We start from the raw sequence: 13,999 nt of genomic DNA, 5'->3' as shown, positions 1-13,999 counted from the left end.
TTAGATATCCGCCTTGAGGTCGAGGGAAAGCGTTAGGGGCGCCGCAGTCTTTTCGTAGGAATCGCACACGCTTGCAAGAATGAGCTCGGCATACACAGCAGCCTGGTCATCCTCGTCGACGGTGGCCTGTTCCCCAAAGGTAAAGGTCATGCCGACGTGAGATTCGTCCACATCGAAATTGATCGTGATGTCGTCGCAGTCGACCGCGGTGCACCCAAAGATGAAGGCTTCCTCGGCAGCCATGCGGATATCCTCGATGCGATCGACGGACATAGAGCACAGGGCGCCGACGTTGGCGGCCGTCATGCGCACCAAGCGCGCGAGACGCGGATCACCGGCAACGCTCAGCGTAATGGGGCAGGTTGCTTCACTACTCATCGCAGGACTCCTCGGAGGTCTCGGCAGGCGTATAGGTGTAATACTGAGCAGGCTTAGCAGCGGGCTTCTGAACATCATCGTCGTCAGCAGCGGCATCGTCATCGTCAATCAGAACGCGCTCAGTAGGCTGCTCGGCCTCGGCGGCGGCAGCGGCGAGCTTGCGATCGGCGTCGGCTGCAGGAGCCTTCACCTTATTGAAGAGCTTCTGCACGGCGCCAGCAGCAGAATCAGTCACGCTCGATACGGCATTGCTGGCCTCGGCCACGCTGCCCGTGACCTCGGAGATGTCGCGAACGACCGCCTCAACCTCAACGAGGTTGGACGTCAGGGCATCAACGGCAGTCTTGCTCGACTTGAGGAGCGGCTCAACCTGTGCCAGCGCGGGGGTGAGCTCATCGACAGCGCCATCGAGCTTTGCCACCACAGGCTGTGCCTCGGCGAGCGTATTGTTAAGGTCACTCACCGTCTTGTCGAGCGAGTCGACGACGGTGCGAGTCTTGCGCAGCGTGAGCGCGAGCTCGACAACAGCCCACACGCCGGCAACGGCGAGCAGCAGCAGGGCGATTTGAATGGGACTCATACAAGCCTCCCGAAGGAATCGAAATACAGACGTTTTTCATGGTACCCCAAAGAAGGGCAAAGATACCCAAAGGGAATGCGCGAGGCGCCAATGGCCTACTTGGGAGCGTTGCCGCTACGGTCGCGCTCGCTTTGCTCCACACGCCACTCTTCCCAACCGCGGCCGGCAGGCTGCCAGAACGCGCCGCGCTCCAACCCCTCGGGCAAATAGCGCTGATCGACCCAGCCTTCGGGATAATCGTGCGGGTACTTGTATACACCGTACTCGTCGCTGCCGGGACGGTGACGATCGCGCAGGTAGCTGGGCACCTCGCGAAGACCACTGCTGTGGATATCGGCCAGCGCCGCATCGATCGAGGCCTCGCACGCGTTGGACTTAGGCGCCAGGCACACATAGAGCGCAGCCTGAGCCAGGTTGATGCGACACTCGGGATAGCCAATGACCTCGGCAGATTTAAATGCGGCATGCGCCACCAAAAGCGCCTGCGGGTCGGCGTTGCCAACATCCTCGGAAGCCTGAATCATAATGCGGCGAGCGATAAACTTGGGATCCTCCCCCGCATCGATCATGCGCGCAAGCCAATAAATGGTGGCATCGGGGTCGCTGCCGCGCATAGATTTAATAAACGCACTGATAATGTCGTAGTGCATGTCACCGTTTTTGTCATACGAAAACCCACGACGCGGATTGGCGATCTTCACGTCATCCACGGTAATGGGATAGCGTTCCCCCGCCGCCGGCGCTGGCGTTCCCTCAGTATCGGGACGCGTAACGGCAATCTCACTCGCAAGCTCGAGCGTCGTGAGCGCCGAGCGCGCATCACCCGCGGCCAGCGTGCAAATGGTCTTGACTGTATCCTCATCGGCCGAGAACTTACCGTTTAAACCCTGCGGCGCCTCGAGCGCACGCTCAATGAGCATGGCGATATCCTCGTCCTTCAGGTGCTCAAGCTCTACAACACGCCCACGCGAGAGCAATGCCGAGTTGACCTCAAAGTACGGGTTTTCCGTCGTGGCGCCAATCATAATGACGGTGCGGTTCTCGACCGCATGCAGCAGGGCATCTTGCTGCGACTTCGAAAAGCGATGGATCTCATCGATAAACAGAATGGTGCGGCGGTCGTAGGTGTTCAGACGGGTCTTAGCCTCATCGATTACGCGGCGCAGATCCTTCACAGTGCCCGTCACGGCGCTGACCTCGACAAACTCGCTCTTGGTATGGTTGGCGATAATGTGGGCCAGCGTCGTCTTGCCCGTGCCAGCCGGGCCGTACAGAATCACGCTCGACAGCACGTCATGCTCAATCGCGGCGCGCAGCCACGAGCCCTTACCGACGGCCTTTTGCTGGCCCACATACTCGTCGAGCGAATTGGGGCGCATACGCACCGCAAGCGGCGCATTTTTAAAGGAGCGCTCGCGCGTCGAAGCAGAAAAAAGGTCGTCCATAGCCATCCCGTGCATTAATCAAAATCGTTGTTGACCAACAGTATACCGAAAGGATACGAACTACCGTTCGTTAATATAGGTACGATGCGGAAACTCTAATCCCGGGAACAGTTTGCTCGTCAGCTCACAAAAATAACCATCCGTCATGCTTGCGATGTAATCGACGACGGCCTGATCCTTGTCGTCCTGCCAAGCATAGGTGCGGCCATAATAGGAAAGCTGCTGCTCAACACGCGAAATGTGGTGCTTAAAGATGTAGGAGGACTCGTCACCCTCGTTTATATCCTGCAGGCAACGGTCGTAGAGCTTTTCGAAGGCCTCGCGCAGTTCCGCTTCGGAGTCGCCTTCGATACCGCCCTTGCTATAGATCTTCTCGTAGTTCTCGCGCTTAGCCCGGCGGATCTCCTCAAACAGGTCCTCGCTCATCTCGATACGCGGTTTGCCATAGCTATGCTCAACGATATCGATAGAAGCGTGCGTGAGGATCCAGCTGTTATAGGCGCCGCCCCGACCATCGTCAAAAGCGTCGGGCGACAGCAGGCCCGCCGCAATAGCGTCCTGACGATCACGACCGACGTAGGCGAGGATATCCGAGATACGCACCACACAGCCCTCGAGCGTCATGGGACGAAGGTGCTCGATCGCGCCATAGCCCGTGGCAATGCAGTCCTCGACGGTACGGTCGAACTGGTCAAACGACGCCATGTCCGAGAGTTCAAAGACACGCTGCTCGTACTCGCCGTTATGGCACAGCACGCCGTCGAGCGCCTGGAGCGACACGTTGCGGCCGTACAGCGCGTCGAGCACGCGGACGGACTGCACGTTATGGAAAAAATAACGACCCGTACGCTCGTGATAGATATCGTTGAGGAAACGCTCGCCGGCATGGCCAAAGGGCGTGTGGCCCAAATCGTGGCCCAGGCCAATCGCCTCGATCAAATCGCAGTTGAGGCCCAGGGCACGGCCGATATCGCGGGCAATGCGCGAGACGAGCTGCACATGAAGGCCGCGCCGCGACAGATCGTCGTTGCTGCGAAAGCTAAAGACCTGCGTTTTGCCTGCATAACGCGTGTACGCAGGAAGATGAAGAATCTTTTCGGTGTCGCGCATAAATGCCGGTCGCATGAGTGTGCCTTTGTCGGCAGCGCGATCAATACGACGAATGACCTGGTCATCGCCGCATCGATAAGGATTAACGACACCCGAGGCGCGGTCGGCGGCGATACGCTCGACCAGCTCGGGCGACAACGCCGCGGGAATGCGGTCCATGCGCGCCTCAATGACGGCCGTTTCTTGATTAGTTGCCATGGCATGCTCCTTAAAAAGGATGCGCAATCGGTTACAATGTGCAGCCCACGACCTCGATTATGGCAAATATCGGCACCAAAAACGGGAGCAATGGCAGGGAGCGCGATTTTGTGAAGAGGCAGGAGAGGGCCAGGACCAGGAGCGCGACGGCAAATGCCACGATGCCCCCCAGAGGGTCGAGCGTGCAAAGCGCGAAAAGCGCCTTGGCATCCCCCATGCCGATGCCGGGGGCCTGGCGGAAACGCCGCCAAAGCGACTCAGTAAGCACAAGGGCAAGGTAGACGATGACCGCAAGACCGGCGTGGTCAAGCGCCGTGTTAACACCTCTGTCGAGCCAAACGCCTGCAAGCGCCGCCACCGCACACACGCCGGCAAGCTCATTGGGAAACCGCCGCTCACGGGCATCAATCACCGCGCCGGCAAAAGCGCAGATCCAAAATGGGATGTAGAACATCGTGCACCTCCATGAACAGCTGCTCAAAAGCAAAAACCACCAAAAAGGTGCCTGTCCCCTTTGTGGTGGTTTTGGTGGTGGTTATTTAGCGCCCTGCATGACCTCGTCGAGGGTAACGTTGACGGCATGCTGCGTCGGGACCCAGTCGACCTTCAGGAACAACGCAGCCACCGTAATGGGGATATAGCTGAACATAAAGATCGGGAAGGTAAACATGTTGGTCACCAGGCGCCACTTTTGCGCGCAATGGATGTGCTTGTACTCGAAGATAGTCGTGAGCAGCGCCAGGATAAAGAAGGTCTGATACATCATCGCGAAGGTCATAATGAGCGAGGCGGCACAAGCCTGCATCTCGACCTCGGTGGCCAAGAAGCCGTGCGAAAGCCCACCCACGATCAGGAACGTCGCATTGGCGAGCATGGAGATCAGGGACAGCAGCATGCCCGGAGCGATGGTCATAAACATGTCATATGCGGCAAAGCGATGATAGCGAAACGTCGATTTGACAAGATGCTTGCCGTAGGTAAAAAAGACCTGGTAGAAGCCCTTGGTCCAACGCATGCGCTGTTTCCAGGACGCCTTAAACGTCACCGGCTGCTCGTCAAAGAACTCCGCCGGCGCATAACCGATGCGGATGCCGTGAATGGCGCAGAACGTGGTGAACTGGATGTCCTCGGTCAGTGTATGGAACTGCCAGCCGTGCATGCCCTCGATAACACTGGCGGAGATGAGGTAACCCGAACCCGAGACAGCGCAGGAAGTCTTGCAGATATTACGCGCGTTGTTGAGGAAGCGGGCCTCACGCAGATACCAGGTGGCGTTGGCAGACGAAATCCACGAGCTGCCGAAGTTCTTGGAGTTACGATAGCTCGTGACCACATGAAAGCCCTGGTCAAAGGCATCATTCATCTTGGAGACGTAATCGCGGGAGATAACGTTGTCGGCATCGAAGATAAAGTAACCCTCAAACGTGTCGGGATACTCGTTGAGAATGCGGTCGAAACCAAAGTCCATGACCCAGCTCTTGCCCTTACGGGCCAGGTCATTGCGCTCATAGACGATGGCGCCCGCCTCGCGCGCGAGCTGCGCCGTGTTATCGGTGCAGGCATCGGCGACCACGAAGACCTCGATAAGCTCGGACGGATAATCCTGGTCCTTGATGGAGCGAACGAGGTTGGCGATCACGGCCTCCTCGTTATGCGCCGCGATAAAGAAGGCATACCGGTGGAGTTTTTTGGCCTTGGGAGGCGCGACCTCGCCACGAAGAGCGCCAATGACAAAGAAGACCACCTGGTACAGAAAGCAGACCGTGAGCAGCGTAACCACAATCTGGTTGAAGATCACGATGGGTGTGTTGGTTTGTAAAAAGGCGAGCATGCAGGCTCCCAGCAACGCGTTACGTAAACAACCGTATATCTTACCGCAGGCTTACCGAGTTCAAGAAACCACCTAATACTGGCTAGGCTTCGAGCAGACCGAGCTGCGGAACGATTTCGTCGCCGGCAGCGGTGCGGCCAAGCGAGCGCGGGGCCAGGTCGTCAAGAACCGCAGCGAGATCCCACGGCAGCTCATCGCGGCACTCAATGCGCTCCCCCGTCACGGGATGGTCGAATGCGACGCGCCAGGAATGAAGGAATTGCCTGGTCAGACCCTGATCGGCGCGTGCATCGCACTTGCCGTAGAGCGGATCTCCCACGCAGGCGTGGTTGATATGGCGCATATGCACGCGAATCTGATGCGTGCGGCCCGTAAACAGGTGGCACTCGACAAGCGTGTAGCCGTCGTCGAAACGCGTGGAATCAAAGCGCTCAAGGACCTTGAAGGTCGTGATGGCTTGGCGCGCAAAGGGATCGTCCGAAACCGCCATCTTGACACGGTCACGCGTAGAACGGGCAATGCCGGTGTTAATGGTACCCTCATCCATGGCGATATGACCGTGAACGAGCGTAATGTAGCGGCGGTCGAGCGTGCGCGTGCGAATGAGATTTTTGAGCGCGCGCTGGGTATCGTCGTCCTTGGCCGCAAGCATGAGACCCGAGGTATCGCGATCCAAACGATGCACGATACCGGGGCGGTCCTCGCCCTGCACGGTGCCCAGATGGTCGATACCACAGTGATAGACCAGCGCATTCGCGAGCGTACCGCTCTCATGACCATGCGCAGGATGACACACCAGGCCGCGCTGCTTGGAGAGCACGATGAGGTAGTCGTCCTCGTAGCGGATATCGAGCGGGATAGCCTCGGGAATCACATCGGTGGGATCGTGCGGCTCGGGCAAATCAACCGAAATACGGTCACCGGCTCGCACGGCGTACTTTTTGGACAGGCAGGTCTCGCCATTGACCACTACGGCCCCACCCTCAATCAGATGCGCGCAGGCAGAGCGCGTAGGGCAGCCGTCATTGGCGCCCAGATAGGCGTCAAGACGCTGACCAGCGGCATCGTCGGCAACAAGGATATGGATGTCGGCCATTAGCGCTCAGTCCTTTCGCGAATCTTGCGGGCACGCTCCCCACGCTGCTTGGCTTTGCGCTTGGCGCGGGCCTCATCACGGGCGTTAAGCTCGGCGGTCGCATCGACCTCACGGGCAGCGGGGCTCAAGAACATGTAGCCAAAGAGGGCGAGCACGACGCCCAAGGTAATGCCGATATCGGCAGCATTGAAGACGGGGAAGTCGATGAAGGTGGTAGCAATGAAATCGGTCACGAAGCCAAAGGCCAAACGATCGATCGCGTTACCGATAGCACCGCCCGCAACCATCGCCATGCCCACAACCTCAAGATGGGCGAGCTGAGGTGCACGAACGAGGTACACAAAAATAGCGATAATGACCGCCAACGCCAGCACGGCAAACGCGACACCATGCCCCTCGCCCATGCTAAAGGCGGCACCGATATTGCGGACAAACATAAAGTCGATAACACCGGGGATAACGGTCACATGCAAGGCGTCGCCCACGGCACGAACCGCAAGCTTGGTCAGCTGGTCAAGAAGCAACACAACAAGCGCCACCCCACCAGCAACAACCAACCGCCAACGCAAAGGCGGCGTCATATCCGCACCACGACCCAAATCGATCCCCTACCCTCAAAAGCTCAAATTACGCTTAGTGCAAGTAACCATCTTATATTGCCACACGCAGAGCGCACGACATATCCACCAACGCAAGCGAAATAACCAGCTAAAAACGAAAGCGGCATTCCGAAAAACAGAATGCCGCTTTTATTCAGCGGAGCAAATGGGCCGAAGGCGCCCAAATTCTCCCTATAACTAAAATGCCGAGTTACCGTGCCTTAAAGGGCATTCGCGCACCTCTTGCAGATGTGAGCGTGGCCGTTGTACTCGCCGACGGTGGTGCGGTAGTTCCAGCAACGGTCGCAGCACTCGCCCTCAGCAGCCTCGATGGCAACGGAGAGCTCCTCGCCCTGGGTCAGTTCAACAGCGGAGACGATGTAGAACTCGGCCAGGTCGACGGCTTTGTCGCCAGTCAGCAGCGCGTACATCTCGGCGGGAACGACCGCCTTGACGCGGACCTGCTGGCTCTTGGTGAAGGTGCCGGCGGAGCGGGCGTCCTCAAGGGCCTTGGTCACGGCGCTACGGAGCTCGAGTGAAGCCTCGAGCACGCCCTCGAACTCATTGGCCTCGTCAACCGTAATGGGCGACTTGTACCAATCGAGCAGCGCTGCGTACTTCTGATGATCGACGCAGCCGGCGGGCGCATAGGCCATGGCCTCGTCGACGGTGTAGGACAGGATCGGCTGCAGATCGCGCATGAGCATCGAGAAGAGCTCGGCAAGCACGGTCTGGGCGCTGCGGCGCTCGAGCGAGCCGGGCTTCTCGCAGTACAGGCGGTCCTTCAGGGCGTCGAGATACACGTTGGAGAGCTCGGTAACCACAAAGTCGTAGAGCGCACGGTAGGCACGCGGGAACTCGTAGCAAGAGTAAGCATCGTCAACCTCGGCCTGAACCTGGGTCAGACGGGCAACCATGAGCTTGTCGAGCGGCAACAGGTCGGCAAAGGCGACGCCGTCGGTCTCGGGCTCAAACTGACCCTCGAGCTCGGAGAGCAGGAAGCGCAGCGTGTTGCGGAAACGACGGTAGGCATCGGACGTACGAGCGAGGATCTCGTGGTCGATGGAAACGTCGGAGCTGGTGTCGACCGAGGCAACCCACAGGCGGATGATGTCGGCACCCATCTCGTCACAGACCTTGTTGGGGTCGATGACGTTACCGAGCGACTTGGACATCTTGCGACCCTGGCCGTCGAGCGTGAAGCCCTGCGAGACGACCGCCTTGTACGGAGCGTGACCGTTGGCACCCACCGAGGTGAGCAGCGAGCTCTGGAACCAACCGCGGTGCTGGTCGGAGCCCTCGAGATACACATCCGCCGGATACTCCAGCTCGGGGCGATACTCGCAGACGGCCTTCCAGGAGACACCGGAGTCCCACCACACGTCGAGGATGTCCTTATCGGCCTTGAGGTGATGGCCGCCGCACTTGGGGCAGACGCAGGCCTCGCCCAGGTAGCTCTCGGGAGCATCGGTGAACCAGGCGTCGGAGCCCTTCTCGTGGAAGAGCTTGATAACGGCGTCGAGCGTAGCGTCGTTCATGACCTTCTCGCCGCAGTCGGCGCATGTGTAACTGGGGATAGGCACGCCCCAGTTGCGCTGGCGGCTGATGCACCAGTCGGGACGCTGCTCGACCATGGCGCCGATGCGGTTGGCGGCGTGAGCCGGATACCACTTGACGTTCTCACGGACCTCCTTGCCAGCCTGCTCGCGCAAACCGGTCTTGTCCATCGAGACGAACCACTGGTCGGTAGCACGGAAGAGCACCGGGTGCTTGCAGCGCCAGCAGTGCGGATAGCTGTGCGTGATCTTCTTCTCGAGGACCAGGGTGCCGCGCTCGCGCAGGAACTCGATGATGTGCGGGTTGGCCTCATCGGTATCCATGCCGCTGAAGGGGCCGCCGGTGCCAAACTCCTCGCCGGTGTAGAACTTGCCGTCGTCATCGACCGGCATGCAGATGTCGGTGATGCCCTCCTTGAGGCAGGCGAAGTAGTCGTCGACGCCGTGGCCGGGCGAGTTGTGGACGATACCGGTACCGTCATCGACACCGACGTAATCGGCCAGCAGCGCCACGCCCTCAACGCCGTCAAAGATCGGCTGCTTGTAGTGGATGTGGTGGAAGGTCTCGGCGGAAACCACGTAGGGCTTGCCATCGACCATGACCGGGGTGTACTCCCAGCCAAACTCCTCACAACACTTAGGAGCCAGGTCCTCGAGCATGACCTCGGCACGGCCCTCGTGCTCAACGGCGACATAGGCGGCGCCGGGCTTAAGGGAAACGGCCTGGTCGGAGGGGATGGTCCACGGCGTGGTCGTCCAGATGATAAAGTCGACCGGGCCGTCGAAGTTCTCGAGGCCGGCGGGCTTGGAGGTCATCTCAAAGCGCACGAAAATGGACGGGCTCGTCTCGTCGGAATACTCGATCTCGGCCTCGGCGAGTGCGGTGTGGCAATGCTTGCACCAGTGAACCGGCTTGTGGCCGCGATGGATCATGCCCTTATCGAACATGGCCTTGAAGACCTCGATGTCGGCGGCATCATGCTGGTGATAGAGCGTCAGATAGGGGTTGTCCCAGTCGCCGAGCACGCCCAGGCGACGGAAGCCGGCCTTCTGCAGCTCGATGTTCTCGACAGCGAACTTGTTGCAGAGCTCGCGGATCTTAGCCGTGGAGGTCTGGTTGAACTTCTCGGTGCCGAGCTTCTCCTCGACCTTGTGCTCGATCGGCTGACCATGGCAGTCCCAACCGGGGACGTAGGGAACCTCATAGCCCTGCATCATCCAGTAGCGGTTGATCATGTCCTTGGAGATCTTATTCATGGCGTGGCCGATGTGGATCGGACCGTTGGCGTACGGAGGGCCGTCGTGCAGCACGAACTTCTTGTGACCCTCGTTCTTCTTCAGAACCTGCTCGTAGACCTTGTTGTCCTGCCAGTCCTTGAGTCGCTTGGGCTCGGACTTGGAAAGACCGGCACGCATGGGAAAACCGGTCTTGGGCAGATTCATCGTCTGCTTGTACTCGTTTGCCACGGTACCCCTTTCATGTCGTGGGCGCGCACGCCCTCTGGGCACCAAAAAAGCGCCCGTCCCTACAAGCTGGGACGAAGCGCCACAAACGGGCTGCACGCCCGCAAAAGCTCTTCGCTTAACCACCCAGCTTAGATGCCCTCGCCCGCGTATTCGCGCGCTCGCATCCGTTACTCGGCTGGTCTGTATCGACGACCATCTCGGCGATGTCTACTAAGACGAACCTGCGCGGCACGTCCGTTGGGACCGCAGCTCCGGGGTGATTTTCATCGGTCGCATGCACGGGTTCTCAGCGCTCCCCGCTCTCTGTAGCATGCGGACGGCCGACTACTCGTCCCCATCAACGCTTATGCGGAGTATGCTAGCACGTTCCGCACCGGCGAAAAACCCTCAACACTGGTTTTATACGTTCGAAATTTCTTGCGGCCGTGGACCTTCTCTTGGAGCAAAATACCTGTAAGCACTTTATCGAACGAAAGAAGATTGCTATGCGCACGATCGGAATGAGCGACTATACCGTTGGCGAAGACTGCTTTGACGAGCTGCACGGCGCGTTGGCCGAGTACGGAGCAACCAAGGTCGCCATCATTGGTGGTAAACGAGCACTGGCCGCAGCACTTCCCGGTATCGAAGCTGCGCTGGCAGGTACCGACGTCGAGATTCTGGAGACGCGCGTCTACGGCACCAACAGTACGCGCGCAAATATCGCCAAGGTCGTAAACTCCCCTGCCTGCCAGGAAGCTGACGTGCTTATCGCATGCGGCGGCGGCAAGGCGCTCGACACCGTGAAGACCGCAGCTATCGAGCTCAAGAAGATTGTCTTTACGGTACCGACGATCTGTTCCAACTGCTCCGCCGCGACCGCCATTGCCGTTGTCTACAACGACGACGGCTCGCTCGAGGGCTATTCGTACCCTAACCGACCTGCGCACATCTTCATCAACCCCAAGATCATCGCCGAGGCTCCGGCGGAGTACTTCTGGGCCGGCGTGGGTGATGCCATGTCCAAGCAGCCCGAGGTCGAGTACGCCACGAGCGCCGGCAACCTGGAGCACACGGCAGGCCTTGGCCTAGCACTCGCCCACACCTGCTCCGAGCCGCTGTTTACCTTTGGCGTCCAGGGTCTTGAGGACGTGCGCCAGGACCAGTCGACCGATGCCGTCAAGCAGATCGCGCTCGACATCGTGGTCAACACGGGCTACGTCTCCAACCTGACCAACCAAAACGATTACTACTACAACTCGAGCGTGGCGCACGCGTTCTACAACGCTTCCTGCAGCATTCCGCGCGAGGGCTCCTACCTGCACGGCGAGGTCGTAAGCCTGGGTGTGCTGGTACTGTTCGCCTATACGGGCGATACCGAGAACCTTGAGCGCTACGCCGCCTTTAACAATCAGATGGGCCTGCCCGTGACGCTTGAGCAGGTCGGGCTTTCCGAGGCTGATATCCCTGCCCTGTGCGAGTACGCGCACGCCACCAACGAGTGGAAGCAGGGAAACCCCGAGCCCTTCACGGACGAAAAATTCGCCGCCGCCATCAAGGCCACCGACGCTTACGGCCACACGCTCTAGGACTGACCCAAAACCACCACAAATGGGACGGGCACCTTTCTGGTGGTTTTTTATTGATCCAGCATTCAGTTCGTACTCGAACCCGATTCTTTACGAGAAAGGGTTCGGGTACGTTTTTTGTTTATCGGAAATTCTGCGGAAGGACTACTCGGAACGGCAAACAGGAACGAACAGAGGCAGGGTATCATCGTGGTGATGGTATCCTGCCTTTTGTTTTGCGGGATCAAGGTCGCTTTATGCGAACTTGATCGCCACTTATATAGCGCATTGATGGCAATTGCTTCGTACGTGCATACCGGGAGCCTGTACACCTCTGGCAAGGCGTAACACGCTAGACTTTGTTCCAAAGTCCGTGTGCTAAGGGGGCAGGCACCTTAGAATTCCTGTGGAGTGTGTACGCACGTACGCAGGAAAACGGCAAAATTTCGCTATATTAGGGCGTTCTTTCATTGGAGAGTATGGTATACACGGCTTAGTTCAACAAATAAGAATTTATACATAAAGGAGGATATTGATGAAACTGTTTTTATGTTCTCACTTTTCAAGTGTAGGAAGTCTGATAAAGGAAGAAATTGAAAATAAAAAAGTCGCATTTATTCCAACAGCTTCGCTGCGTGAAGGCTACACCGGTTATGTCGGCTCGGCTCGAAAATTATTCAAAAAGTTGGGAGCAATCGTAACTGAAATTGATATTTCAACGGAGGCTTATTCAACGATACAGTCTCTTTTTGAAGATGCGGATGTGATCTATTTTACCGGCGGAAATTCTTTTTTCCTTATAGACCAGCTCCGTAAAACGGGAACGGATGAGCTGTTGAAGAAAGAATTGGCAAAAGGAAAACTGATGATTGGTGAATCGGCAGGTGCGATTGTATGCGCTCCAAGCATCCAATATATCGAGCAAATGGATGAAAAGCCGGAGGACTACTCACAAGAAGATGATGCAGGGCTTAATTTGATTGATTTCTATGTTCTTCCGCATTTTCTTACAGCACCATTTAAGAAAGTTACCGAGAAAATAATAACTGAGTTTTCGGATTTGAATCTATGCCCAATTAACAATCGTCAGGGAATTGTAATTGATGGTGAAGGTTCAAAGGTTATTTGCAAAGAGTAATTTAAAATTCCAGTTTGCTGCACTCGTTCCTAGCAGGGTTTGGGGCAGGCACGCCCCAACAAGAAGCCGTCCCAAAGGGGCAAGAATGGGGACTGCGGACGATTTCTTGGACCGTTACGCGGCCCTTCCCAGCGCGGAGCGGAACTCGGCCGGGGTGCGGCCACCGAGCGCATCGCTGCGCCTCTCCGTATTGTATCGGCCGATCCAGCCCCCGAGTTCCTCGATGAAGCGGGCGGGGGTCCAGTCCGACCAGTCCCTGCCGTGCCAGAACTCCTTCTTGAGCAGGCCGAAGAAGCCCTCCATCGCCGCGTTGTCCGGGCTGCAGCCCTTGGCGGACTGGATTGGCTACGCTGATGTGGACAGTTCCGGGAGAGGCGCAAGAGACGGGAAGGCCGTGTGCGCGTTCCTGCGCGAGGGCCGTGGGGAGGGGCTGCATGGGTACGGCGCCTGTCAACTCGGTCTACGTCTTTGATGACCGGGTCGTACTCAATATCAACTTCACGGATGATGCCAAAACGGTCACCCGTGAGGAAGTGTTGGGTTCGAGTGCTGTGGACAATGTTCCAGTATGCTGGGATCGAACTCGCTAGCCGGAATCACACGGTACCCGTGACGCAGCAGCAGATCGACAAAAACACCATTGCCCACAGTGAGCGTGCCGCTAAAGGTGCCATCGTAGACGCGACCCGCACCGCACGAGGGGCTACGGTCCTGTAAGACGCACGCAGCGATCTCGGACGGGCCGCCCGCCTGCTCGCACATATCGAGCGCGCGCTCTGCACCCAGGCGAAACTCGCGATCGACCGAGATGCCCTCGCAGGTACAAACCTCGCCATTCACAATCTCGGACGGCTTGCGCGGTGTGGGCAAGCCGCCAAAAACCTCGGGGCACACCAACAGGACCTCGGTCCCTGTGCGTTCGCAGGCCTCGACCAACGCGCGATGGTAATTGTCGAGCCCGTTATATTTGCAGCTCTCTCCCATCAAGCAGGCACTCACCACGATCTTCATACATATCCCTCCCAAACAAAACGCCCCATTTGAGATAGAAACT

13 protein-coding genes are annotated in these 13,999 nt (G+C 58.1%); 2 read left to right on the top strand and 11 right to left on the bottom strand.

The genetic code is table 11. The features are described 5' to 3' along the window. From DXC18_RS00880 to ileS, 9 genes are all read right to left on the bottom strand, one after another. Entirely contained in the window at positions 1-378 is a 378-nt protein-coding gene (locus DXC18_RS00880) for an ATP-binding protein (RefSeq protein WP_117629310.1), read from the bottom strand. Then, positions 371-958, bottom strand: a complete 588-nt coding sequence (locus tag DXC18_RS00875; protein ID WP_117716058.1) for a hypothetical protein — start codon at positions 956-958, stop codon at positions 371-373. The genes DXC18_RS00880 and DXC18_RS00875 overlap by 8 nt, the downstream gene beginning before the upstream one ends. Positions 959-1,053: 95 nt before the next feature. Then, positions 1,054-2,403: a replication-associated recombination protein A gene (locus DXC18_RS00870; RefSeq protein WP_168170407.1), complete on the bottom strand. Its 1,350-nt coding sequence runs from the start codon at positions 2,401-2,403 to the stop codon at positions 1,054-1,056. 60 nt (positions 2,404-2,463) lie between these two features. Next, the gene (locus DXC18_RS00865; protein WP_117716057.1) at positions 2,464-3,711 is read right to left on the bottom strand and encodes a deoxyguanosinetriphosphate triphosphohydrolase family protein; all 1,248 of its coding nucleotides are present in this window, start codon (positions 3,709-3,711) and stop codon (positions 2,464-2,466) included. A gap of 31 nt (positions 3,712-3,742) precedes the next feature. Then, positions 3,743-4,165 carry a prepilin peptidase gene (locus DXC18_RS00860; protein WP_117716056.1) on the bottom strand — a complete coding sequence of 141 codons (423 nt, stop codon included), beginning with the start codon at positions 4,163-4,165 and terminating at the stop codon, positions 3,743-3,745. Between the two features lie 81 nt (positions 4,166-4,246). Further along, positions 4,247-5,542 carry a glycosyltransferase family 2 protein gene (locus DXC18_RS00855; protein ID WP_117716055.1) on the bottom strand — a complete coding sequence of 432 codons (1,296 nt, stop codon included), beginning with the start codon at positions 5,540-5,542 and terminating at the stop codon, positions 4,247-4,249. A gap of 82 nt (positions 5,543-5,624) precedes the next feature. Further along, positions 5,625-6,638, bottom strand: coding sequence for an RluA family pseudouridine synthase (locus DXC18_RS00850; protein ID WP_117716054.1), 1,014 nt, complete (start codon positions 6,636-6,638; stop codon positions 5,625-5,627). Continuing rightward, complete coding sequence (lspA, locus tag DXC18_RS00845) at positions 6,638-7,219, bottom strand: signal peptidase II (protein ID WP_117716133.1); 582 nt, start codon at positions 7,217-7,219, stop codon at positions 6,638-6,640. Before lspA ends, DXC18_RS00850 begins: the two co-directional genes overlap by 1 nt. Positions 7,220-7,458: 239 nt before the next feature. Further along, complete coding sequence (ileS, locus tag DXC18_RS00840; RefSeq protein WP_370445784.1) at positions 7,459-10,236, bottom strand: isoleucine--tRNA ligase; 2,778 nt, start codon at positions 10,234-10,236, stop codon at positions 7,459-7,461. A gap of 509 nt (positions 10,237-10,745) precedes the next feature. Here ileS and DXC18_RS00835 point away from each other — a divergent pair. Both DXC18_RS00835 and DXC18_RS00830 read left to right on the top strand, forming a co-directional pair. After that, on the top strand, positions 10,746-11,828 hold the full coding sequence (locus DXC18_RS00835; RefSeq protein WP_117716052.1) for an iron-containing alcohol dehydrogenase family protein: 1,083 nt from the start codon (positions 10,746-10,748) through the stop codon (positions 11,826-11,828). Between the two features lie 514 nt (positions 11,829-12,342). Further along, on the top strand, positions 12,343-12,945 hold the full coding sequence (locus DXC18_RS00830; RefSeq protein WP_117635137.1) for a Type 1 glutamine amidotransferase-like domain-containing protein: 603 nt from the start codon (positions 12,343-12,345) through the stop codon (positions 12,943-12,945). A 114-nt stretch (positions 12,946-13,059) separates the two neighbouring features. Here DXC18_RS00830 and DXC18_RS00825 read toward each other — a convergent pair whose 3' ends face one another. Then, positions 13,060-13,287 (bottom strand): IS3 family transposase, encoded by a 228-nt coding sequence (locus DXC18_RS00825; RefSeq protein WP_369831449.1) that lies wholly within the window; start codon positions 13,285-13,287, stop codon positions 13,060-13,062. A gap of 177 nt (positions 13,288-13,464) precedes the next feature. Further along, positions 13,465-13,956 (bottom strand): DUF523 domain-containing protein, encoded by a 492-nt coding sequence (locus DXC18_RS00820; RefSeq protein ID WP_117629300.1) that lies wholly within the window; start codon positions 13,954-13,956, stop codon positions 13,465-13,467. Between the last annotated feature and the right edge of the window lie 43 nt (positions 13,957-13,999).

The sequence above is a fragment of the Collinsella sp. OM08-14AT genome, assembly GCF_003438115.1.
Taxonomy (GTDB): Bacteria; Actinomycetota; Coriobacteriia; order Coriobacteriales; family Coriobacteriaceae; genus Collinsella.
This window is presented reverse-complemented; position numbering and strand designations above follow the sequence as displayed.